Annotated in this window: 16 protein-coding genes and 1 pseudogene; 9 read left to right on the top strand and 8 right to left on the bottom strand. The window is 70.2% G+C overall.

Features of this window, described 5'->3' with window-relative positions:
• Nucleotides 1–198 precede the first annotated feature (198 nt).
• Nucleotides 199–690, top strand: a pseudogene (gene smpB, locus HC031_RS02770) (SsrA-binding protein SmpB); the annotation flags it as partial.
• A gap of 12 nt (nt 691–702) precedes the next feature.
• On the opposite strand, the gene HC031_RS02765 reads toward smpB, so the two are convergent.
• Both HC031_RS02765 and HC031_RS02760 read right to left on the bottom strand, forming a co-directional pair.
• Nucleotides 703–1,599 (bottom strand): hypothetical protein, encoded by an 897-nt coding sequence (locus HC031_RS02765; RefSeq protein ID WP_167923496.1) that lies wholly within the window; start codon nt 1,597–1,599, stop codon nt 703–705.
• Nucleotides 1,600–1,983: 384 nt separating this feature from the next.
• Entirely contained in the window at nt 1,984–3,018 is a 1,035-nt protein-coding gene (locus HC031_RS02760; protein ID WP_338090448.1) for a phosphatidylinositol-specific phospholipase C domain-containing protein, read from the bottom strand.
• Between the two features lie 196 nt (nt 3,019–3,214).
• On the opposite strand from HC031_RS02760, the gene HC031_RS02755 reads away from it, so the two are divergent.
• Nucleotides 3,215–5,581, top strand: coding sequence for an alkaline phosphatase family protein (locus HC031_RS02755; RefSeq protein WP_167923495.1), 2,367 nt, complete (start codon nt 3,215–3,217; stop codon nt 5,579–5,581).
• A 161-nt stretch (nt 5,582–5,742) separates the two neighbouring features.
• Complete coding sequence (locus HC031_RS02750; RefSeq protein WP_167923494.1) at nt 5,743–6,888, top strand: glycosyltransferase family 4 protein; 1,146 nt, start codon at nt 5,743–5,745, stop codon at nt 6,886–6,888.
• A gap of 48 nt (nt 6,889–6,936) precedes the next feature.
• Here the strand turns inward: HC031_RS02750 and purU are convergent, their stop codons facing one another.
• From purU to HC031_RS02720, 6 genes are all read right to left on the bottom strand, one after another.
• Nucleotides 6,937–7,791 (bottom strand): formyltetrahydrofolate deformylase, encoded by an 855-nt coding sequence (gene purU / locus HC031_RS02745; protein WP_167923493.1) that lies wholly within the window; start codon nt 7,789–7,791, stop codon nt 6,937–6,939.
• Nucleotides 7,792–7,806: 15 nt separating this feature from the next.
• Entirely contained in the window at nt 7,807–9,177 is a 1,371-nt protein-coding gene (locus HC031_RS02740; RefSeq protein ID WP_167923492.1) for an L-serine ammonia-lyase, read from the bottom strand.
• A gap of 1 nt (nt 9,178) precedes the next feature.
• Complete coding sequence (locus HC031_RS02735; protein ID WP_167923491.1) at nt 9,179–11,635, bottom strand: GcvT family protein; 2,457 nt, start codon at nt 11,633–11,635, stop codon at nt 9,179–9,181.
• A gap of 66 nt (nt 11,636–11,701) precedes the next feature.
• A complete protein-coding gene (locus tag HC031_RS02730; protein WP_167923490.1) occupies nt 11,702–13,309 on the bottom strand; it encodes an APC family permease in 1,608 nt (535 codons plus the stop codon).
• 97 nt (nt 13,310–13,406) lie between these two features.
• Nucleotides 13,407–14,351 (bottom strand): choline/ethanolamine kinase family protein, encoded by a 945-nt coding sequence (locus tag HC031_RS02725; RefSeq protein WP_167923489.1) that lies wholly within the window; start codon nt 14,349–14,351, stop codon nt 13,407–13,409.
• 67 nt (nt 14,352–14,418) lie between these two features.
• Complete coding sequence (locus tag HC031_RS02720) at nt 14,419–16,833, bottom strand: GcvT family protein (protein ID WP_167923488.1); 2,415 nt, start codon at nt 16,831–16,833, stop codon at nt 14,419–14,421.
• 303 nt (nt 16,834–17,136) lie between these two features.
• Here HC031_RS02720 and HC031_RS02715 point away from each other — a divergent pair, with 303 nt between their 5' ends.
• The 6 genes from HC031_RS02715 to HC031_RS02690 all read left to right on the top strand — a co-directional run bounded on the left by HC031_RS02715 (nt 17,137) and on the right by HC031_RS02690 (nt 23,054).
• The gene (locus tag HC031_RS02715; RefSeq protein WP_338090447.1) at nt 17,137–18,501 is read left to right on the top strand and encodes a glutamine synthetase family protein; all 1,365 of its coding nucleotides are present in this window, start codon (nt 17,137–17,139) and stop codon (nt 18,499–18,501) included.
• Complete coding sequence (locus HC031_RS02710) at nt 18,482–19,246, top strand: gamma-glutamyl-gamma-aminobutyrate hydrolase family protein (protein ID WP_167923487.1); 765 nt, start codon at nt 18,482–18,484, stop codon at nt 19,244–19,246. Before HC031_RS02715 ends, HC031_RS02710 begins: the two co-directional genes overlap by 20 nt.
• A 16-nt stretch (nt 19,247–19,262) precedes the next feature.
• The gene (locus HC031_RS02705; protein ID WP_167923486.1) at nt 19,263–20,627 is read left to right on the top strand and encodes an aldehyde dehydrogenase family protein; all 1,365 of its coding nucleotides are present in this window, start codon (nt 19,263–19,265) and stop codon (nt 20,625–20,627) included.
• A 1-nt stretch (nt 20,628) separates the two neighbouring features.
• Nucleotides 20,629–21,396: a 3-oxoacyl-ACP reductase gene (locus HC031_RS02700; protein WP_167923485.1), complete on the top strand. Its 768-nt coding sequence runs from the start codon at nt 20,629–20,631 to the stop codon at nt 21,394–21,396.
• A 20-nt stretch (nt 21,397–21,416) separates the two neighbouring features.
• Nucleotides 21,417–22,160 (top strand): HAD family hydrolase, encoded by a 744-nt coding sequence (locus HC031_RS02695; RefSeq protein ID WP_167923484.1) that lies wholly within the window; start codon nt 21,417–21,419, stop codon nt 22,158–22,160.
• A 114-nt stretch (nt 22,161–22,274) separates the two neighbouring features.
• Nucleotides 22,275–23,054: an electron transfer flavoprotein subunit beta/FixA family protein gene (locus tag HC031_RS02690; RefSeq protein ID WP_167923483.1), complete on the top strand. Its 780-nt coding sequence runs from the start codon at nt 22,275–22,277 to the stop codon at nt 23,052–23,054.
• Nucleotides 23,055–23,085: the final 31 nt, after the last annotated feature.

Below are 23,085 nucleotides of genomic sequence, written 5' to 3'. Positions count from 1 at the left end.
TGCGACTACGCCGGCGGTACGGGAAGAGCTACCCCATCGGTACTACGCCGGCAGGGGGTGCGCTACCCGTACCGCGGCGAACTATCCACCGACGCCCGGGGCGGATCCGAGGAAATTGGCCCCCGGTGACCGCGGGGCGGCCGGCGGTATCGTGTCCGTCGACGCACCCGGTCGAGGTCAGGAGGGGTCGCCACGTCCAGGCAGACCGGCCGCAAACTCGTCGCCTCGAACAGGAAGGCCCGGCACGACTACACGATCCTCAAGACCTACGAGGCGGGCATCAAGCTGGTGGGCACCGAGGTCAAATCGCTGCGCGAGGGCCGTGTGTCGCTGGTGGACGCGTTCGCCCAGGAGCGCGACGGCGAAATCATGCTGTACGGGCTGCACATCGCCGAGTACGGCTACGGCACCTGGACGAACCATCAGCCGCGTCGTACCCGCAAGCTGCTCCTGCACCGCGTGGAGATCGACCGGATCCTCGAGAAGGTGCGGGAGGGCGGCGTGACGCTCGTCCCGCTGTCGATGTACTTCGAGAACGGCTGGGCGAAGGTCGAGCTCGCCCTCGCGCGGGGCAAGAAGTCGTGGGACAAGCGACAGGCCCTGGCCGAGCGGGACGCCAACCGGGAGATCGCCCGCGAGATGGGCCGTCACCTCAAGGGGATCGCCGGCCGGGATCGCCGGGCCCGGTGAGCACCCGCGCCGCTACTCGGCCAGCGCCGCGGCGGGGCCCATCACGATGACCGGCTTCGCGGCCGGGTCGAGGGTCTGCTGCAGCGCGACCACGCCGGCGTCGGGAATTCCGACGCAGCCGTTGGTGCCGGAGTTGTGCTGGGTGTGGATCCAGAATCCGCCGCCCGCGGCGTACCCGAGGGGGCGGGTCGAGTTGGCCGGCGCGGTGCCGGGTACCCGGTTGTAGTCGATGGCGATAACGTGGTTGAAGGCCCGCACACCGTTGAAGATGAGCGAGTAACTGCCACTGCTGTGGTCGTAGGGCAGGCGCGAGCCGGGATTCGGCGCGTAGCCGCCGGCGTCGGTCAGGCCGAACATGCCGACCGGGCTCTGCGGGCGCGTCTCCGCCGGCGTGGTGGTCCACCCCTCGCGGCCGTTCCAGCCGTCCCACTCGGCGAGCCGTACCCAGCCACCCGCCGCGCGCTGCCATTCGGTCACGGTCGCGTGCGACGAGCGCCAGTCCGCGCCCGAGGCGACCACCACCTGGGAGTGCCCGGCGAGCCGGGCGGCCCACTGCGGGCCGAGCCCGGCCGGTACGGGTAGCGCGCTGACGGTCGGCGTGGGCGCCAGGGCGGCGGCCGGGGCGGGCCGATCGCTGGCGGCCGGTGCGAGCCGATCGCTGGCCGTGGGCGCGGGCCGATCGCTGGCGGCCGGTGCGAGCCGATCGCTGGCCGCGCGGGCGGCCGGCGCGGGCACCGGGGCGGCCGACCGGCCCAGGGTGGCGCGGAGACCGGCGAGCTGGCGGGCCGCGCGGGTGGTGGTTGTCGTGACCAGGGCGGCCACCAGGGCCATGACGACGATCGCGAGGGCGGCGAGCGGCAGGCTCCTGCGACGTCGATCGGTCCGGCCGGCACGAACGGGGGCGGGCATCGGTATCCTCTCCGGCGGTTGCCATCCGGCGGCGCCTGTCGCGCCGTGGTGCGGCTTTCGGCCGCGGTGGGACGGATGGCTTGTCAGCTGCTCCCTAATTCCGCACAAAACGGCAATACGGGATTTATTTAAGCAGCTTGCCGGGGGCCACGTCCGTGACTCGCCCGGTCGGGATGCCAACGGGACTGTCCACGTCGGTCGCATACATGCGGCTTCCGCCGTACTCCCAGCAAGCCCTGAGGTCACGGCGAACGAACCGACGCCCGGTACCCCGACGCAACACTCGCTCGTCGGGGTACCGGGCGTCACGGTCGATTCCGCCCCCGGGCACGCTCGCGCGCCGGGTGCAACGAGTAGTGGATCTCCGAGAACGCCAGCCGCCGGTCAACCTCGCGTGACGAGATCGCCGACCACGTCCGGCAGGCCGCCCCAGTCGGCGGAGGCGACGCTCGCGTGCGCTGCCGCGAGGGCGGCGACCCGCGCCCGCGCCGCGGCCGCGTCCCCGGCGGGCACCGCCGGCGGCACGTTCTGCGCGTCGGTCATGACCAGCAGGTAGTGGTTGGTGTTGTACCAGGAGGTGTCGATGCCCGTGGTGACGTACTCGGTGGCGTCGCCGTCGAAGACGACGAACCACGGGCGCAGGCTCGCGTCACCGTAGCGGACCCGTGGGTCGCCGCTCTGCGCGTTGTGGACCGCAGGGAAGATCTGGGCGCGGGCCAGGGCGCCGGCCGCGGCGAGGCCCCGGAGGTACGTCGCGTACTCGACGTCGGTCCACAGTGTGTCGGTCGGGTTGTTCTCCTCGACCGTCCCGGGAATGACCTCGATGATCACCTTGCCGGACAATCGTGCCCGGCTCGGCCACGCGTCGGCGCGGGCGGCCTGGTCGAGCGACGCGTACCCGGCCATCAGGTCGGCCGGTTTGAACACCGCCGCACCGAGGTGCGCGGCGATCGTGGCGTCCAACTGGGCCGGCCCCTGTCCGGTACGGCCGCTGAACCCGGTCTTCATCTCGATCTTCAGCAGCAGCGGCCCGCTGCCGGGATGCGCGGACAGCCACAGCCGGATGTCGTCGAGGCAGTACTCGAGGTTCTTGTTGGCGCTGCCGGAGTAGAGCTGGGCCGGCGTACCGGCGGCCACGCAGTTGTTGGCGTTGCCCAGCGGGTTGGAGTGGCTGACCTTCCACTCGTGGGTGATGATGTCCGGCCATACGTCCAGCTCGATCAGGCCCGGGTGCTCGTCGAGCGCCCGGGCGAGATACGGGAACGCCGCCGGGTCGTACGTGTTGTGCAGCCCGACCGTGGTCGTGTGCGAGACCGGGTCGTCCGGCCCCGTCGCGGCCCGCGCGGGGACGTCGGGCACCGCGACGACAGCGACGACGGCCGCGAGCGCCGCGGCGATGAGGGATCGGTACCGGGGCACGGGAACCTCCCTGACCGGCCAGCGCCGCGCTGGCCACCGTGTCCCCGATTCAAGTTGATGGATATGAACGCCGGTACCCCTGCGGATGTCCAGCCACCCTATCCATCCATCAGCACAGGTCGACTTTCGTTCACCCACCGGACCGAGATCGGCGTTAGTTTACCTATGACAATGTCTCAAGAACTGAGGTATGTCTATGTCAAGACCATCACGGCGGACCCGCGCCGTCGCCGCCGCGGCAGCCGCCGCCCTGGCGGCGGGCACCGCACTGGCGGTGAGCGCGACCGGCGCGGTCGCTTCCCCCGACCGACCGTCAGCACACGGCTGTGACCTGGGTGGCGGCGTCAAGCACGTCATCGAGATCACCTTCGACAACGTGCACTTCTTCCGCGACAACCCGAACGTGCCGTCGGACCTGGAACTGATGCCGCACCTCAAGCAGTTCCTGGAGCGCAACGGCTCGCTGCTGTCGGACGTCCACACGCCACTGATCGCACACACCGCCGACGACAGCCTCACCATCTACACCGGCCTGTACGGCGACCGGCACGGCATGCCGGTCAGCAACAGCTACAAGACGTACCGCCCGGACGGCACCACCGAGTCCGACGGGTCGTTCGTGTACTGGACCTCGCCGGTCTACAACTCGGCGGCCAACGCGGTCTCCGGTACCGAACCGACCACGCCGTCGATGGTGTACTCCCCCACCGTGCCGGCCAAGCCCGGCGCCACCGGCACGATCACCCCCGCGCCGTGGGTACCGTTCACCCGCGCCGGTTGCAGCGTCGGTGACTTCTCGACCGCCAACATGGTCCTGGAGAACACCAACCTCGACATCCCGACCGTGTTCGGCGCCGACTCACCCGAGGCTCAGCAGAACGCCGCCGACCCCGACACGTACAAGAACGTGGAGGCGGCGCAGTACACCGGCGAGGCCGTGCACTGCGCCAGGACCGACAACGCCTGCAACTCCGCCCAGCGCGCGGTCGCCGATCAGCTGCCGACCGAGCCCGGCGGTTACCAGGGCTACCGGGCGCTCTTCGGGTACAGGTACGTCGGGCCGCTGGTGACCGGTGGCAAGGCCAACCTGGTACGCAACGGCTACCAGGTGACCGACGCCAATGGCGACCTCGTCGACCTGGACGGCAACACGATCAAGAGCACGTACGCGAACATCGCGGGCTTCCCCGGCTTCAGCCCGACGGCGTCGCAGAGCCTGGCCTACCTCGCCTCGATGCAGGAGGCCGGCGTCCCGGTCACCTACGGCTACATCTCCGACATCCACGAGAAGAAGGCGGGGCAGACCGGCTGCACGACGGCGTCGGCGACCGGCACCGGGTACCCGGTTGGCCCCGGCGACCCGTGCTCGATCGCCACCGCCAAGGCGTACGACGACGCGTTCGCGAAGTTCTTCGACCGGCTGGCCAAGGACGGCATCACGCCGGCCAACACCGAGTTCGTGATCACCAGCGAGGAGAACGACCACCTGGCCGGCGCGAACACGCTGCGGGCGAGCAAGCCGTCACCGGCCGACTGCGACGGGGTCACGGTCGCCTGCCACTACGCGGCCGGCCAGATCGGCGAGCTGCAGGCCAACCTGCCGGGCCTGCTGGCGAGCGAGCGGGGCAACAGCACCCCGTTCGCGGTCGAGCCGCAGGGCGCGGCGATGTACGCCAACGGTAGGCCGGCCCCCACCGACCCGGCGCTGCGCCAACTGGAACGGGACACCGCCGCGTTGACCGGCGACAACCCGTACACCGGAGCCACCGGCGAGAAGATCGTCAACTACCAGGCCGGCGCCGTGGAACAGCGGATCCTGCACATGCAGACCGCCGACCCGCTGCGCACCCCCAGCTACACGATCTTCCCCAAGCCGGACTACTACTTCGACCCCGCGTTCCCGAAGTGCACGGCGTCGACCAACCCGGCGGCGGAGTGCGTGTCGCAGTACGCCCGCTACGCCTACAACCACGGCTACTACTCCCCCGACATCGACATCACCTGGGCCGGGTTCGCCGGACCGGGCGTGGCGCGCAAGGGGATCGTGGGCGCCGACCCGCGGCACGGCCCGACCGCCACGGCCGACGGGCAGAACGGGTCGCCGACGCTGACCGTCCCGCAGGCCGGCAAGGTGTCCACGTGGGCGGAGGAGACCGACATCCGGCCGACCCTGCTGTCGCTGGTCGGTCTGCGTGACGACTACCTGTCCGACGGCACCCCGTTGAGCTTCATCCTGTCCCGGCACAAGGGTGACGAGCGGCTCGACGAGCTGGCGGCCACGTACCGTCAGCTCAACTCGTCGGTCGGGGCGTTCGCGACGGACACCCTGAAGGCGGACACCATCGCGCTGGCCAGCTCCTCGGCCGGCGACCAGACCTACAACCGGATCGAGTCGAAGCTCACCGGCCTGGCCGACCAGCGCGACGCGCTGGCTCAGCAGATCAAGATGACCCTCGACCAGGGCCGGTTCGGCAACGGCCACGTCGACCGGGCCACCGTCGCCGCGCAGCTCGCGCGCGGCAAGCGCCTGCTCGAACAGGCGCACGAGCTGCTCGACAGCTGACGGTCGTCCGACCAGGTGCGGGGAGTGGGCCGACCGGCCCGCTCCCCGCACGCTTTCGTGCCATTTCGCGCGCTGCCCGCAAGCCGCCTCGTCGCCCATTCTTCGCCTGTATGTCACGGTGTGGTGGCGGGAACATCCACGACGGCCGGCACCGTGGCAGCATGCGGATCGCGCTTGTCACCGAATCGTTCCCGCCCGACGTCAACGGCGTGGCGCACTCGGTCGTCCGGGTCGCCGAACACCTGCTGGAGCGCGGGCACCACCCGCTGGTCATCGCGCCGCAGCCGGCCAGCAGCACCCGCTCGACCGGCCCGGCCGTGCCGTACCCGGTGGTGCGGGTGCCCTCACTCCCCCTGCCCGGGTACGCCCGGCTCCGGCTCGGCGTGCCCGGCCGCCGGCTGGCGGCGACTCTGCGCGAGCACCGCACCGACGTGGTACACCTGGCCAGCCCGTTCGTGCTCGGCGCCCGTGGGGTGAGCACGGCCCGCGCGCTCGGACTGCCCATGGTGGCCGTCTACCAGACCGACATCCCGGGCTACACCCGCGCCTACCGGGTCGGGATGACCGAAGCGGCGGCGTGGGCCTGGCTGCGCCACGTGCACAACAGAGCCGACCGTACCCTCGCGCCGTCCACCGAGGCCGCGCGCGCCCTGCACACGCACGGCATCGACCGGGTATGGCTGTGGCGGCGAGGCGTGGACACCACCCGCTTCGATCCCGCCCACCGCAGCGACGCCCTGCGACGCGCGCTGGCACCGCACGGCGAGGTACTGGTCGGCTACGTCGGCCGGCTCGCGGCCGAGAAGCGGGTGGAGCTGCTCGCCGAGACGAGCCGGCTGCCGGGGGTACGGGTGGTCGTGGTCGGAGACGGGCCGGCCGCCGCCGGTCTGCGCCGACACCTGCCCGACGCCGTCTTCCTCGGCCTGCGCACCGGCGCGCAGCTGTCGCGCATCTACGCCAGCCTCGACGTGTTCGCGCACACCGGGCCGTACGAGACGTTCGGCCAGACGGTGCAGGAGGCGCTCGCCAGCGGCCTGCCCGTCGTCGCCCCGGCGGCCGGCGGCGCGCTCGACCTCGTCGAGCCCGGGCGTACCGGGCACCTCGTGCCGCCGGGTGACGGCGCCGCGATGGCGGCGGCCGTCGCCACGCTCGCCGCCGACCCGCAACGGCGACGCCGGTACGGGCAGACCGCCCGAGCCGCCGTCGAGGGCCGTAGCTGGAGCGTCATCGGCGACGAGCTCATCGCACACTACGAAGCGGTGCGGACCGGCGGACCGGTCTCGGAACGCCTGAGGCTGGCGGCCTGAGCGCGATCGGCGCGGCACCGGCGAGACGCCGGCGGGTGGAGCCTCCCGTCAGCTGAAGATGATCGTTCGATTGCCGTTGAGCAGCACCCGGCGTTGGCAGTGCCACTCGACCGCGCGCGCCAGGGCCACCCGCTCGGCGTCGCGCCCGACCCGCACGAGATCGTCGGGGGACGGGCGGTGGTCGACCCGGATGACCTCCTGCTCGATGATCGGGCCCTCGTCAAGGTCGGGCGTCACGTAGTGCGCCGTCGCGCCGACCAGCTTCACGCCACGCTCGTACGCCTGGTGATAGGGCTTGGCACCGACGAAGCTGGGCAGGAACGAGTGGTGGATGTTGATGGCGCGCCCCTCGAGCTCCTTGCACAGCTCGTTCGACAGCACCTGCATGTAACGCGCGAGGACGACCAGGTCGACGCGGTACTCGCTGACCAACGACAACAGCTCCGCCTCGGCTGCCGGCTTCGTCTCCGGCGTGACCGCGATGTGCGCGAAGGGCAGCCCGGCCGCTTCGACCATGGGGCGCAGGTCGTCGTGGTTGGACACGACCAGGACGAGCTCCGCCGACAACGAGTTCGTACGCCACCGGTAGATCAGGTCGTTCAGGCAGTGGTCGAACCTGGACACCATGACGAGCACGCGCGGCTGCTCGGACACGTCGTACAGGTTCCAGGTCATGCCGAACGCGGCAGCGACCGGTGCGAACGCCGGAGCGAGATGGCCGACGGTGAGCTCCGGGGACTCGCTGGCGAAGCTCGTCCGCATGAACAGGCGGCCGTGCCGCCCGTCGTCGAACTGCTGGTGTTCGGTGATGTCGAGCCCGAAGTTCACCAGGTACGAGGTGACGGCGTGGACGATGCCGGGGCGGTCGGGGCAGCTCAGCGTCAGCACGAATCGGCGTTGCACGGTCGTTGCGTCCTTTCAGCATTCCACGACGTTGAGAGCCAGCCCGCCGCGAGCGGTCTCCTTGTACTTGTCCTTCATGTCCGCGCCGGTCTCCCGCATCGTCTTGATGGCCTTGTCGAGGGACACGTGGTGGCGGCCGTCCCCGCGCACCGCCATTCGAGCGGCCGTTATCGCCTTCACCGACGCCACGGCGTTGCGCTCGATGCACGGTATTTGCACGAGGCCGCCGACCGGGTCGCAGGTCAACCCCAGGTTGTGCTCGATGCCGATCTCGGCGGCGTTCTCCACCTGGTCCGGGGTCCCACCGAGAACCTCGGCCAGACCGGCGGCCGCCATCGAGCAGGCCGAGCCGACCTCACCCTGGCAGCCCACCTCCGCCCCGGAGATCGACGCGTTGCGTTTGAACAACGACCCGATCGCGGCGGCCGTCAGCAGGAACCGGATCACGCCGTCGTCGTTCGCACCGTCGACGAACCGGACGTAGTAGTGCAGCACCGCCGGCACGATGCCGGCCGCGCCGTTCGTCGGCGCGGTGACGACCCGGCCGCCGGCGGCGTTCTCCTCGTTCACCGCGAGCGCGAACAGCGTCACCCAGTCCAGCGCGTACAGGGGGTCGTCGGCGTCGTCACGGTCGCGCAGCTTCGCCAGCAGCCCAGGCGCCCGCCGCGGCACTCGCAACCCGCCCGGCAACACCCCCTCGGCCGCGCACCCGGCCCGCACACACTGCCGCATGACGTCCCAGATGGCGAGCAGGCCGTGGCGGATCTCCGCCTCGCCGCGCCACACCTTCTCGTTCTCCAGGACCACGTCGCTGATCGACATGCCCGTCTCGCGGGTGGTCGCGAGCAGCTCGTCACCGGTCGCGAACGGGTACGGGACGGGCGTCCGGTCCTCGACGACCCGTGGCGCGCCGTCGGACTGGTCGAGGACGAACCCGCCACCGATCGAGAAGTACGTGCGGCTCACAACGTCCCTGCCGGCCGCGTTTCGGGCCCGGAACCGCATGCCGTTGGAGTGCACGTCCAGCCGCTTGCGCCGGTGCAGAACGATGTCGGTGTCGACGTCGAACGCGATCGGGTGCGCCCCGGCCAGCATCAGCCGGCCGGTGTTCGCCACCCGCGTCCGCGTCGGTCCGCTTATCGCCGGGTCGACCGTCTCCGGTGCGTGACCCTCGAGCCCGAGCAGCACCGCGTTGACGCTGCCGTGCCCGTGCCCGGTGGCCCCGAGCGAGCCGAACAGCTCGACGGACACCCCCGCGACGGCGGCGAGGTCGGTGTCGTGCTTGATGGCGTCCAGAAACATCAGGGCTGCCCGCATCGGGCCGACCGTGTGCGAACTCGACGGCCCGATGCCCACCTTGAACAGGTCGAAGACGCTGATCGTCATATCAACGCTTGATCTTGTCGCCGGCGGGGTCGTACGGCGGGCGAAGGTGCAGGGTGGCGGGGCACAGCGTGCCGCCGACGTTGATCTGGTACGAGCCGCTCTGCAGATGGTCGTTGGTGACCGGCTCGCCGTCGCGACGCCGCACGTAGGCGAGCGCGACGCACCCGTTGACCGTCTCGCCCCACGCCGCCGAGCTGACCTGTCCGACGGCCTCCCCGTCCCGGAGCACGAGCTCGCCGCCCCACATCATCACGTCGGGGTCGTCGAGGACCAGGGACACCAGCTTGCGCCGGGGCCCTTCGGCCTTCGCCTTCTCGACGCTCTCCCGGCCGACGAAGGCCGTCTGCGACTTCAGCTTGCACGTGAACAGCAGGCCCGCCTCGACCGGGTTGTAGTCCGGGGTGAGGTCGGAGCCCCAGGCGCGGTACCCCTTCTCCAGGCGCAGCGAGTTGATCGTGTAGTAGCCGGCCTGGACCAGGCCGAACTCGGCCCCCGCCGCCAGCAGCAGTTCGTACACCCCGACCGCGAACTCGGCCGGCACGTACAGCTCCCAGCCCAGCTCGCCGACGTAGGTGATGCGGGTCGCGCGGACCGTCGCGTAGCCGAGATCGATCTGCTGGCTGGTCGAGAAGGGGAAGGCCGCGTCGGACAGGTCCGACCGGGACAGCTTCTGCAGCAGTGCGCGCGACTTCGGACCCATGACCCCGAAGACCGCGAGCGAGGACGTGATGTCGGTGACCCCGACGTGCTGGTCGTCCCGGATGTGCCGGCGGATCCAGTCCAGGTCGCGCTGGACCGAGCCGGAGCTGGTGACGAGAAGGTACTCGTCGTGGCTGAGCCGGGTCACCGTGACATCCGACTCGTACCCGCCCCGCTCGTTGAGCATCCCGGTGTAGACGGCGCGGCCCGGCTCCACCGCGACGTCCGCCGTGCACAGCCATTGCAGCAGCGGCTCGGCGTCCCGACCGCTGATGAGCAGCTTGCCGAACGAGGTCTGGTCGAAGAGCGCGACGTTCTCGCGGGTCGCGCGCTGCTCGGCGGCCGACCACGGCAGCCAGTTGGGCTTGCCCCAGGTGTACTCCAGTTCGGGCGCGACACCCGCGGGCGCGAACACGTTGACCCGTTCCCAGCCCATCTTCGAACCGAACGACGCGCCGGCCTCGGCGAGCAGGTGGTAGACCGGCGAGCGGCGGAACGGGCGCGCGGTGGCCAGCTCCCGGTTCGGCCACGGCACCTCGTAGTGAAGTCCGAGGATCTCGGCGACCCGGTCGTGCAGCCACTGGTTGTTGCCGTTGAACGGAGCGAACCGCCGGATGTCGACGGCGGACAGGTCGGTGGTGGGCTCACCATTGACGATCCACTCCGCGAGCGCACGCCCCGCTCCGCCGGCCGAGGCGATGCCGACGGAGTTGAAGCCCGCGCCGACGAAGAAGTTCTTCAGCTCTGGCGCCTCCCCCAGGATGAAGTTGTTGTCCGGGGTGAAGCTCTCCGGTCCGTTGTAGAACTTCTTGATGCCGGTGTGGTGCAGCGCCGGGATCCGGTGCAACGCGCTGTCCATCAGGACCGAGAAGTGGTCCCAGTCCTCTTCGAGCAGCTGGAACTCGAACGGGTAGGGCAGCTGGTCCGGCGCCACCCACGGCTTGGCCTCGGGCTCGAAGCCGCCGACGACGAGCCCACCGACCTCCTCCTTGAAGTACGTGTAGCCGTCCGGGTCCCGCAGGATCGGCATCATCGGGTGCACACCCTCGATGCGCTCGGTCACCACGTAGAAGTGCTCCGCCGAGTGCAGCGGCACGTTGACGCCGGCGAGCGCCCCGACCGCCTTGGCCCACTGGCCGGCGCAGTTGACGACGATCTCGGCCTCGATGTCACCGTGGTCGGTGCGGACGCCGGTCACCACGCCGTTGCGGTGGTCGACCCCGATGACCCGTACGCCCTGCAGGATCCGCGCGCCCCGGTCCCGGGCACCCTTGGCCAGCGAGGTGGTCACGTCGGTCGGGTTGGCCGTGCCGTCGCCGGGCAGCCAGATCGCGCCGACCAGGTCCTCGGTCTCGAGGACCGGGTACAGCTCCTTCGCCCGGTCCGGACTGATGATTTCGCATTCGAGGTCGTACGCCTCGGCCGAGGCGGCCGTCCGCTGCAACTGGACCATCCGGTCCTGCGTCCGGGCCACCGTCACGCCGCCGCACCGCTTGAACCCGGTGCCGAGGCCCGTCTCCTTCTCCAGCTCGCTGTACAGCTGCGCCGAGTACTGGACGAGCCTGGTGCCGCTCTCGCTCGACCGCAGCTGGCCGACGAGACCGGCCGCGTGCCAGGTGGTGCCACTCGACAGGCGTCCCTGCTCCAGGAGGACCAGGTCGGTCCAGCCGAGCTTCGTGAGGTGGTACGCGACGCTGGCGCCGATGATGCCGCCACCGATGATGACGACGCGCGCGCGGCTGGGCAGGGTTTGACTCATGGCGGTGCTCCTAAGGAAACGGTGTAGCTCGGTGACCCGGACGATGTCGGTCGCGACCGGCAGGCGTCAGTCGAAGGCGGGCGCGGGCTGCGCGTCGTCGTCGGACAGCACTGCGGCGACCCCGCCGGCGGGTTCGGTCGACGCCGGCTCGGCACCGGCGGTCGCCCGGTGCTCGGCCGCGATGACGTGGTCCTTGCGGTGCTGTGCGGTGAAGTAGTAGAGGGCCCCGACGGCGAAGATCACGGCGATGACGATGACGCCACCCCACGCGTAGCCGCCCGCGCCGTAGATGAGCTCACGCGGCCAGATCAGGTTGATCGTCATGAACAGGCCGTACGCGACCGCGAGTCCGTTGATCGCCAGGCCCCGACCCCGGCCGAGAGTGAAGAGCCCGGTGCGGCCCCCGTCGGCCGGCCAGCCGCCCAGCCGCCGCCGGAACACGGGGAAGGTGACCAGAAGGTACGCGATGTAGACGATGATGATGGCCACGCTGGTGACGAGGGTGAAGATCTGGGCGTTGCCGAGGTTGACCAGGAGGATGCCGATCGCGACCACGCCCGAGACGATGGACGGCGCGGCCGGCGAGTGCCGCTCCTCGGTGACGTGGGCCAGCCGCTCGCCGAAGGGCAGTCGGTGGTCGCGGGCCATCGAGAACGCCACGCGGATGGACGCGGTCTGGATCGCGAGCGTGCAGACGAAGATCGCGAACGCCACGTCGACCAGGAGGATCTTGCCGAGGGTGCTGCCCAGGACCTCCTGGAGGATCATCGGCAGCCCGCCGGCGCTCAGATCCTTGATCGACAGCGTCTTCGTGGCCATCAGCGCGAGGATCAGCAGCAGTGCGCCGGCGGCGCCGGAGGCGGCGAGCGCCTGCAGGATCGCGATCGGGGTCCGCCGGCGTGGGTCCTTGGTCTCCTCGGCGAGCGAGGACGCGGTGTCGAACCCGTACATGACGTACGCGGGCATGATCGCCGACAACAGCAGCGGCGCGAGCAGGCCGAGCGTGCCCCAACCGGGCAGCCCGGGGCCCGCACCCTGGGTGTCCAGTACCACCTGGGGCCCGCGCCGGATGTGGACGGCCAGCAGGACGATGATGAGGATGACCCCGATCAGCTCGGCCATGACACCGACGTTGTTGATGTATGCCATCACCTTCACGCCGAGGACGTTGATGATGGTCGTGAGGACGATCGTGAGGCTCGCCAGGAAGACGGCGTTCACCGCCGGGTTGCTGAAGACCTCGAACCCGCTCCAGATGGCCGGCAGTACGACCTGCTCCGCCATCGCCACGGCCGCGACCGAGACGATCGAGCCGATCAGCATCATCCAGCCCGCGAACCAGGCCCCGGCGCGGCTGGACACCTGCTTGGACCACTGGTAGACCGATCCCGCAATGGGGTACCGCGCGCCGAGCTCGCCGAACACGAGCGCCACGCAGAATTGTCCACCTAGGACGATAAGCCAGGACCAGAACAGCACCGGGCCGCCGAAGCCGTAGCCGAAGCCGAACAGCTGGAACATCCCGGTGAGGATCGAGATGTAGCTGAAGCCGGCGGCGAACGACGAGAAGCTGCCGAGGCTGCGGTTGAGCCGTTGCCGGTATCCGTGACTCGCCAAGTCGTCGCTGTCGGTGGTGTCGGCACCCCCGGGCACGACGTGAATTCGCTCAGTCATTTCGGTTCCTCCATTGTGGAGATTCAAGCCGAGGTGATTACGGGAATGTGCACGTGCGGTATGGGAGATGCGAGCGCGACCATCGGCGGACCGCCGGTCAGTCGGCGCGCTGTACCTCGTCAAGCAGCTCGTCGAACCGGGCGCTACGGAAGATCGCCACGGCGGACTCGTACTTCTCCATGCCCCAGCTCCAGAAATCGAAGTCGATGGGGCTGGTCGCCTGTTGGATGGAGGCCCACAACGTCCACCCGTACTTCGACATCAGGCCCTGCAACTGCGCCCGCGCGAGCTTGTTACGCAGCAGCCGGCCGTAGTAGGCGGTCACGAGCGCTTCGAGCTGGTCGAGGTCCAGGTGGCACTCGCTCCAGATGTTGCCCAGCTCGAAGCACGGGTCGTTGTTGCCGGAGTACTCGTAGTCGATGAGCCAGATCTTGCTTCCGTCGTCGATGAAGTTGGCGGCCAGCAGATCGTTGTTGCACGGCACCGTACCCTCGTCGCGGACCGCGAGTGCCCGCCGGAGCGTTGCCACGTGGGGCTCCAGGTCGAGGTACCCGTCCGGTAGCCGATAGCCGTTCTCCTGCACGACGCCGAGGTAGCGGCGCTGGATCTCGAACATGTTGAAGTCGTTGACGAAGGGCGGCGCGGCGTGGAGCGCCCGGCACGACGCGGCGACCCGCTCGATGGTGCCGGGCACCGCGAAGTCGTGGTCGGCGAAGGTGTGCCCGTCGATGAAGCCCACGACCATGACGTGCCGGTCCGGCAGGTGCGCGATGACCGGGGCCCCGACGCCGGCCGCCGCGGCGATGACCGAGTTGCGGTACTCGTGGTCCCGGTTGATCGCGAGCGCTCCGGTCTCCTCGGACGACACCCGGACGACGTAGCTGCCTTCGTCGGTCGTGACCTTGTAATTCCGGTTCGTGAGCCCACCCGACAGCTCCTCGACGCTCCTCGGCCGGCCGCGGAAGACGGCTATCTCGTCAAGGAGTACATCGGTCAGGGTGGGTACGGTCGGAGCGTCTGTTGTCACCGCGTCGCTGCTCATACGGACATAACTCCTGGTCTGGGAGGGGGTCACCGGTGCTGCGCCGCCACAGCGGGGCGCGGGCGGATCAGGCTCGGACGCGGGCGCCCTTCGGGTCGTACAGCGGACCGCTCTCCCGGCGGGCCGGGAACCGCTCGGTGGCCACGTCGACGATGAATTCGGTCTCGTCGGCGAGCTCGATCGGCACGTACGCCGAGAAGATCGTCCGGCCGACCGTGTGCCCGTATCCGGCGCTGCGGACGGTGGCCGCGAGCGGGCGACTGGCGTGCGTGAGGAGCTCACCGCCGTGCATGAAGACCTCGGGATCGGCGGAGAACCAGCAGAGTTTGCGCGTGACGCCCTCGTCGCGGATCTGGCGCAGCGCCGGACCGGCCAGCAGCTCCGGCTTGTCCGGCTTGACCGCGAAGCCGAGCCCGGCCTCGAGCGGGTTCGTGTCCGACTTGATGTCGGTCGCCCACGCCAGGTACTGCTTCTCCAGGCGCAGCGACTCGACCGCCTTGTAGCCGACGTTGCGGATGCCGAACTCGGCGCCGGCGGCCAGGATGCGCTCGTACAGGTCGAGCAGGTACTCGGTCGGGACGTGGAACTCCCAGCCGAGCTCGCCGACGTAGGTGGCGCGAAGAGCGCGCACCGGGGCGTAGCCGAGGTCGATCTGCTGCGCGGTCATGTACGGGAACGCCTCGTTGCTGAGGTCGGCCCAGGTCAGCTTCGTGGCCACGTCGCGCGCCCGGGGGCCGCACACGTTCAGCACGCCGTAGGCGGAGGTGACGTCGCGGATGTGGACCGAGCCGTCGTCCGGGGCGTGCTGGAGCAGGAAGGTCAGGTCGTGACGGCCGAACGCGCTGCCGGTGACGAAGTAGAACTCGTTCTCGGCCAGCCGCGTGATCGTGACGTCGGCTTCGATCCCGCCGTTCGGGTTGAGCAGCTGGGTGTAGACAATCTTGCCGATCTTCACGTCCATGTTCGCGCCGGCGACCTTCTGCAGCAGCGCCAGCGCGCCGGGGCCGAAGATCTCGTACTTCGAGAAGCTGCTCTGGTCGACCACCCCGACCGCCGTCCGGACGGCCGCGTGCTCGGCGGCGATGTGCGGGAAGGCGTTGCTGCGCCCGAACGTGAGGTTCTCGACGCGTGGCTCGCCCTCCGGCGCGAACCAGTTGGCCCGTTCCCAGCCGAACTTGGCGCCGAAGACGGCGCCGCGCTCGCGCAGGGCGCCGTAGAGGGCGCTGGTGCGCTGCCCACGCGGCGCCTCCAGCTCCCGGTTGGGGTACGCGATCTGGTAGTAGTGGCCGTAGGCGTCGATCGAACGCTGCTCGAGGTAGGACGGGACGTTGTGCGGGCGGCCGAACCGCCGCACGTCGAACGGCCACAGGTCCAGCCCCGGGTCGCCGTCGACGATCCAGTTCGCCATGGCCCAGCCGGCCCCGCCGCCGGCGGCGACGCCGGCCGAGAAGCCGCAGCAGTGGAACATGTTGTCGAGGTCTTCGGTGATCCCCATGAGCGGCTCGGCGTCGGGCGAGAAGGGGATGGGTCCGTTGACCCACGTCTGGATGCCCAGCTCGCCGAAGCGGGGGATGCGGTGGGCGGCGCCTTCGGCCAGCCCCTCGAACCGCTCGTAGTTGGGCGGGAACAGGTCCGGGCCGAGGTCCACCGGAATGCGGCGCCACGGTGCCCGCGTGCCGTCCTCCCAGCCGCCGATGACCAGGCCGCCCGCCTCCGGCTTGAGGTAGAAGCGCGCGTCGGGATCGCGCATGGTCGGCAGATCCCACGGGATGCCGTCGGCCTTTTCGGTCACGACGTACTGGTGCTCGACCGCGTTGACCGCGAGATCGACGCCGGCCAGCCGGGCGGTCTCCGTTCCCCACATGCCCGTCGCGTTGACGAGCGTCTCGCACTCGATGCGCCCCTGGTCGGTGACGACGGCGGTGACCCGGCGCCCGACCCGCTCGATCGACTCCACCCGGCAGTCCTGAATGATCCTGACACCGGCCGCGCGGGCCCCGGTGGCGAAGGAGTGCGTGAGCTGACTGGGGTCGACGTAACCGTCGCTGGGGATCCACGTCGCCCCGTACACGCCGTCGATGTTGAGCAGCGGGAACAGCTCGAGCGCCTCCCGCGGCGAGACGAGGTGCACGTCGAAGCCGAAGCTCTTGCCGGTCGTGGCGAGGCGCCTGATCTCCTCCCACCGGTCGGCGCTCGACGCGACGCGGATGCTGCCGACACCCCGCCAGCCCGTCGCGTAGCCGGTCTTCTCCTCCAGCGTCTCGTACGTCTCCACGCTCTTCTGCATCAGCTGCGTGAGGCTGCTCGACGTGCGCAGCTGCCCGACCAGGCCGGCGGCGTGCCAGGTGCTGCCGTTCGTCAGCTTCCGGCGCTCGACCAGCACCACATCGGTGACGCCGCGCTGGGCCAGGTGGTAGGCGATGCTGCAGCCCACCACCCCACCGCCGATGATGACGATCTGGCTGCGTTCGGGCAGGGACATCGAACCCCTCTCGTCCGGCGAGTACGTGCCGTCTCGCGCGCTGCGTGCGGGCTCCGCACGGTGTAGCCCAGACCACAGTCTGGCGTTGGCGGCGGACGTTACCAGCGGAATCGATCACGGAAAAGGTCTATACGAAAAGAAATCCCCGAGAGTGATTCGGTCTAGACAGTTTTTGGTCGTGGCGGTAACTTCAGGCCCCACGACGAACAGGCGCGCGGGGTGCTAGTGACCGGACATGCGCGTCTGTCCATCCGGTTCCGGGAGCGGATCCCGGCCGCCACCTAGAGACGAAAGCGAGACGGCGTGACCGACGCGTCCGGCCGCATCACCGTCGACGAGCTGCGTAGCCTCGTCGACTCCGGAGCCATCGACAGTGTGTCCATCGCCCTGACCGACATGCAGGGTCGGCTCCAGGGCAAGCGCTGCTCCGCGCGCTGGTTCCTCGACGAGGTGCTCCCCCATGGCGGCGAGGCCTGCAACTACCTGCTCGCCGTGGACGTCGACATGAACACCGTCGACGGCTACGAGCTCAGCTCGTGGGAACGCGGCTACGGCGACTTCGCCCTGGTTCCCGACCTCGACACGCTCACCGTTCTTCCGTGGCAGGACCGGTCCGCCTTCGTGCACTGCGACGCGCGGTGGGCCGACGGCACCCCGGTCGCGGTCGCGCCCCGGCAGGTGCTGCGACGACAGGTCGAGCGCCTGGCCGAACGCGGCCTGGTCGCCTTCGCCGGCACCGAGCTGGAGTTCCTGCTCTTCGACACGCCGTACGACGAGGCCTGGCGCCAGACCTACCGCGACCTTCGCCCGGCCAACCGGTACAACGTCGACTACTCGCTGTTCGGCGGCGCGCAGGTCGAACCCGTCCTCGGCGCGATCCGCCGGGGCATGGAGGGCGCCGGCCTGTACGTCGAGAGCGTCAAGGGCGAGTGCAACCTGGGCCAGCACGAGATCGCGTTCCGCTACGACGAGGCGCTGCGCACCTGCGACGGCCACGTGCTGTACAAGACCGGCGCGAAGGAGATCGCCGGCGCGCACGGGCACAGCCTCACGTTCATGTCGAAGTTCGACGAGCGGGAAGGAAACTCGTGCCACATCCACCTCAGCCTGCGCGCGGACGACGGCGCGGCGATCCTCGCCGGTGACCGCCCGTACGGGTTCTCGACGACGATGGAGCACTTCGTCGCCGGCCAGCTCGCCGCCCTACGGGAACTGACGCTCCTGCTGGCACCGAACGTCAACTCCTACAAGCGGTACGTGCCGGGCAGCTTCGCCCCGACCGCGGTGGCGTGGGGTCTCGACAACCGGACATGCGCCCTGCGCGTCGTCGGCTCGGGCCACTCGCTGCGGGTCGAGAACCGGGTCCCCGGCGGCGACGTCAACCCCTACCTGGCCGTCGCCGCGCTCATCGCCGCCGGCCTGCACGGCATCGACCACGAGCTACCGCTCGAACCCGCCTTCACCGGCAACGCCTACCGCTCCGCCAAGCCGCGGGTGCCGAGCACGCTCGCCGAAGCGCGGGCGCTGTTCGCCGCGAGCGGCATCGCCAAGGAGGCCTTCGGCGAAGAGGTCGTCGCGCACTACGTCAACTGCGCGGATGTCGAGCTGGCGGCGTTCAACGCCGCGGTGACCGACTGGGAGAGGGTCCGTGGATTCGAGCGTCTCTGACAGCGTCTCCGAAGGCGGCACCGGTCCGCTCATCGGTCTGACCACGTACCGCGAGCGCGCGCAGAGCCTCGTGTGGGACACCGACTTCGCCCTGCTGCACCAGGTGTACGTCGACGCCGTCGTCGCTGCCGGCGGCACGGCGGTGCTCCTGCCGCCGCAGCCGGCGTCAGCGGCCAACGTTCTCGCGCGCCTCGACGGCCTCGTCCTCACCGGAGGAGCCGACGTCGAGCCGAACCGGTACGGACACACGCCGGGGCTTCGCACCGGCGCCCCACGGCGCGACCGCGACGAGTGGGAGCTCGCGCTGGCACACGCGGCGCTCGACCTCGACCTGCCGGTCCTCGGCGTCTGCCGGGGCCTGCAGGTCCTGAACGTCGCGCTCGGCGGCACCCTCGAACAGCACGTGCCCGACCGCGTCGGCCACACCGGCCATCAACCCGCCCCCGGCCGGTTCGGCCACGTACACGTGCGGGTCAGAGCCGCGAGCCGGCTCGCCGCCCTCGTCGGCGAGGACCTGACGGTGTCGTGCTACCACCACCAGTCGATCGCCGTGCTGGCACCCGACCTCAGCGTCGTCGGCGTGGCCGACGACGGCACGATCGAGGCCGTCGAGTCGGCGCGACGACCGTTCCTGCTCGCGGTGCAGTGGCACCCGGAGCAGGACTCCACTGATCGCCGCCTGTTCCAGGGGCTGGTCGACGCGGCACGGCGTCGAGTGGCCGACGGCGCGCCCACGCACGCGTGAAACGAGGAGTAGTCACTTGACCGCCGAGTTCGAGCTGATCGACCCGTCCACCGAAAAGCCGATCGGATCCGTACGGCTTGCCTCGGTCGAGGAGACCGACGAGGCGATCGCCCGGGCCAAGGCGGCGGCGCCGGCCTGGGCGGCCGTCGCCCCGGGTGACCGCGCCCGGCTGCTGCGTCGATTCGCCGACGCCGTCGACGCCGACATCGACCACCTGGCGGACCTCGAAGTCCGCAACGCCGGACACACCATCGGCAACGCCCGCTGGGAGGCCGCCAACGTACGCGACGTCCTGCACTACTACTCGGCAGCACCGGAACGCCTGGTCGGCCGGCAGATCCCGGTCCCCGGCGGCATCGACGTCACGTTCAAGGAGCCGCTCGGTGTCGTCGGCGTCATCGCTCCGTGGAACTTCCCGATGCCGATCGCCGGGTGGGGCGTCGCGCCGGCCCTCGCAGCGGGAAACACCGTGGTGCTCAAGCCCGCGGAGTTGACCCCCCTCACCGCGCTGCGCCTGGGCGAACTCGCGTTGCAGGCCGGCATTCCGGAGGGCGTGTTCCAGGTACTGCCCGGCGCCGGACCGGTGACCGGCGCGCGCCTGGTGTCGCACCCCGACGTACGCAAGATCGTGTTCACCGGGTCGACCGCCGTCGGTAAGACGATCCTTCGGGGCTGCGCCGAGCAGGTCAAGCGGGTGACCCTGGAGCTCGGCGGCAAGAACGCGAACATCGTCTTCGCGGACGCCGACCTGGAACGCGCGGCCGCGGCCGCACCGGGCGGGGTCTTCGACAACTCGGGACAGGACTGCTGCTCACGGTCGCGCATCCTGGTGCAGCGCAGCGTCTACGACCGGTTCATGGAGCTACTGGAGCCCGCGGTGAAGGCCTACCGCGTCGGCCAACCGGCGGACCCGGACACGCAGATGGGGCCGTTGGTCTCGGCCGGCCACCGTGACAAGGTGGTGTCCTATCTGGAGGACGCGCCGGTCGCGTTCGCCGGCGCCGCGCCGCGCGGCGCCGGCTACTGGGTGCCACCCACGGTCCTCGCGCCGATCGAGACGGCGTCGCGCCAGTGGCGCGACGAGATCTTCGGCCCCGTCGTCGCGGTCGTCCCCTTCGACGACGAAGCCGACGCGGTCCGCCACGCGAACGACACCGAGTACGGCCTCTCCGGCAGCATCTGGACCCGCGACCTCGGCCGGGCGCTGCGGGTGAGCCGCGGTGTGCAGAGCGGAAACCTGTCCGTCAACTCGCACTCGTCGGTGCGCTACTGGACCCCGTTCGGCGGATTCAAGCAGTCCGGACTCGGGCGCGAACTCGGTCCCGACGCCGTCGACGCCTTCACCGAAGTCAAGAACGTTTTCATCGCAACGGAGGAGTGACATGACCGCACGACTGCAGGGCCGCGTCGCCGTCATCACCGGCGGCGCCAGCGGCATCGGTCTGGCGTCGGCCAGGCGGCTGGCGGCGGAGGGCGCGAAGGTGGTGATCGGCGACCTGGACGAAGCCGCCGGCAAGAGCGCGGCCGACGAGGTCGGCGGCCTGTTCGTCAGCGTCGACGTCACCGACCCCGACCAGGTGAACGCCCTGTTCGAGGCGGCGAACACCACGTACGGGTCGGTCGACATCGCCTTCAACAACGCCGGCATCTCCCCACCCGACGACGACTCGATCCTCGTCACCGGCCTGGACGCGTGGCGGCGGGTCCAGGAGGTCAACCTGACCAGCGTCTACCTCTGCTGCAAGGCCGCGCTACCGTACATGCAGTTGCAGGGGCGCGGTTCGATCATCAACACCGCCTCCTTCGTCGCGGTGATGGGCGCCGCCACCTCGCAGATCTCGTACAGCGCGTCCAAGGGTGGTGTCCTCGCGATGTCGCGTGAGCTCGGCGTCGAGTTCGCACGGCAGGGTATCCGCGTCAACGCCCTGTGCCCGGGACCGGTCAACACGCCGCTGCTGCAGGAGCTGTTCGCGAAGGATCCGGAGCGCGCGGCCCGCCGGCTCGTCCATGTACCGCTCGGCCGATTCGCCGAGCCGGAGGAGATCGCCGCGGCGGTCGCCTTCCTCGCCAGTGACGACTCGTCGTTCATCACCGCGTCGACGTTCCTCGTGGACGGCGGCATCTCCGGCGCGTACGTGACCCCGCTGTAGTGACAGGAGCTGTGCCGGCCATGAACACATCCACCGGGACGGGCGCGGGTACCGACCCGCGCGCGTTGCGCGTCATCGACGCCTGGGCAGCCACGCCCGGGCGGGCCGTCATCTTCGACTTCAACGGCACGCTCTCCGACGACGAGCCGATCCTGTTCCGGCTCTACACGGAGATGTTCCGTGAACGTCTGCAATGGACTCTCACCCCGCGCCAGTACTTCCAGCGGCTCGGCGGGCGCAGCGACCGGGAGATCATCGACATCGTGGTCGAGGAGATCGCCGGCGGCGACGAGAAGCTGTCCCGCGACCTCCTCGCCGAGCGCCGCACCCGGTACTGCGACCTGGTGGAACATCAGTCCCCGATCCTGCCCGCGACGGTGGACATGGTGCGGCGCCTCGCCGACCACGGCGTGCCGATGGGCATCGTGACGGGCGCGCAGCGCGTCGACGTCGAGTTCGTGCTCTCGCGGAGCCCGCTCGCCGGCGCCTTCACGGCGATCGTCACCGTGGAGGACGTGACGCGCGGCAAACCGGATCCGGAAGGCTTCGAGCTGGGAGCGCAGCGGATGGGCGTTGAGCCGGCCGCGGTACTGGTCTTCGAGGACTCCGTTTTCGGTGCGCGGGCGGCGCGGAGCGCCGGCATGCGCTGCGTCGCCGTCGAGGGCACGGTCACGCGCGCCGAACTCGAAGGCGACGCGGACGCCGTCGTGTCCGGCCTGAGCCCCGACCTGTTCGCGATCCTCCAGCAGGACGGCCGGCGATGACGTTCGACGAGCCGCTCGCGCACGTCGACCCGGCCGTCGCCGCCGCCTGATCGAGCGGTTCCCGCTCTACCCGTACCTCTACGACCGCGCCTGAAGGGCGCGCAGGAGCAGCCCATGAAGATCGTCGTTCTCGTCAAGCACGTCCCGGACGCCAGCGGTAAGCGGGTCTTCTCCGGGGCCGACCACACGCTCGACCGGTCCGTGTCAGGCCTGCTGTCCGAACTCGACGAGTACGCCGTCGAACAGGCGCTGCGAGTGGCGGAGGCCGGCGGCGGCGAGGTCATCGCCCTCACGCTCGGCCCGGCGGCAGCGGCCGAGGCGGTCGTGAAGGCGCTGCAGATGGGGGCCCACCGGGGCGTCCACGTGGTGGATGACGCGGTGCACGGTTCCGACGCGCCGGCCACGTCCCGCATCCTGGCCGCCGCGATCACCCGAATCGCGGACGTCGACCTGATCGTCACCGGCATCGCCTCGACGGACGCGGGGCTGAGCGTGGTTCCGGCGATGGTGGCCGAGCGTCTCCGACTGCCGCTGCTCGGCTCGACCGTGGAGTTCTCCGTGTCCGACGGCGCGGTCACCGCGCGCCGGGACGTCGACGCCGCCACCGAGACCCTGACGGCACAGTTGCCCGCCGTCGTGGCGGTGACCGACCGCAGCGGGGAGCCGCGATACCCGAACTTCAAGGGCATCATGGCCGCCAAGAAGAAGCCGGTCGACACCTGGAACCTCGCCGACCTCGGTATCCCCGCCGAGTCGGTCGGCTTGGGCGCGGCACTCAGCAGCGTCGTCTCCGTCACGCAACGGCCGCCGCGCGCCCAGGGTCAACTCGTGATCGACAACGGCGATGCCGCTGAACAGCTCACCCAGTTCCTCGTCGGCAACCGTTTCGTCTGACCGGTCGACCCGCGTGCCGCCAGCCCGTCAC

It is taken from the genome of Planosporangium thailandense (assembly GCF_011947195.1).
Taxonomy (GTDB): Bacteria; Actinomycetota; Actinomycetes; order Mycobacteriales; family Micromonosporaceae; genus Planosporangium; species Planosporangium thailandense.
Note: the sequence above shows the minus strand (reverse complement) of the source record. Positions and strands in the feature narration are given on the sequence as shown.

Excerpts from the sequence above, each read along its gene's own strand:
- HC031_RS02765 (WP_167923496.1), bottom strand. The coding sequence starts at position 1,599 with ATGCCCGCCCCCGTTCGTGCCGGCCGGACCGATCGACGTCGCAGGAGC.
- HC031_RS02755 (WP_167923495.1), top strand. The coding sequence starts at position 3,215 with ATGTCAAGACCATCACGGCGGACCCGCGCCGTCGCCGCCGCGGCAGCC.
- HC031_RS02750 (WP_167923494.1), top strand. The coding sequence starts at position 5,743 with ATGCGGATCGCGCTTGTCACCGAATCGTTCCCGCCCGACGTCAACGGC.
- HC031_RS02740 (WP_167923492.1), bottom strand. The coding sequence starts at position 9,177 with ATGACGATCAGCGTCTTCGACCTGTTCAAGGTGGGCATCGGGCCGTCG.
- HC031_RS02735 (WP_167923491.1), bottom strand. The coding sequence starts at position 11,635 with ATGAGTCAAACCCTGCCCAGCCGCGCGCGCGTCGTCATCATCGGTGGC.
- HC031_RS02730 (WP_167923490.1), bottom strand. The coding sequence starts at position 13,309 with ATGACTGAGCGAATTCACGTCGTGCCCGGGGGTGCCGACACCACCGAC.
- HC031_RS02725 (WP_167923489.1), bottom strand. The coding sequence starts at position 14,351 with ATGAGCAGCGACGCGGTGACAACAGACGCTCCGACCGTACCCACCCTG.
- HC031_RS02720 (WP_167923488.1), bottom strand. The coding sequence starts at position 16,833 with ATGTCCCTGCCCGAACGCAGCCAGATCGTCATCATCGGCGGTGGGGTG.
- HC031_RS02700 (WP_167923485.1), top strand. The coding sequence starts at position 20,629 with ATGACCGCACGACTGCAGGGCCGCGTCGCCGTCATCACCGGCGGCGCC.
- HC031_RS02695 (WP_167923484.1), top strand. The coding sequence starts at position 21,417 with ATGAACACATCCACCGGGACGGGCGCGGGTACCGACCCGCGCGCGTTG.
- HC031_RS02690 (WP_167923483.1), top strand. The coding sequence starts at position 22,275 with ATGAAGATCGTCGTTCTCGTCAAGCACGTCCCGGACGCCAGCGGTAAG.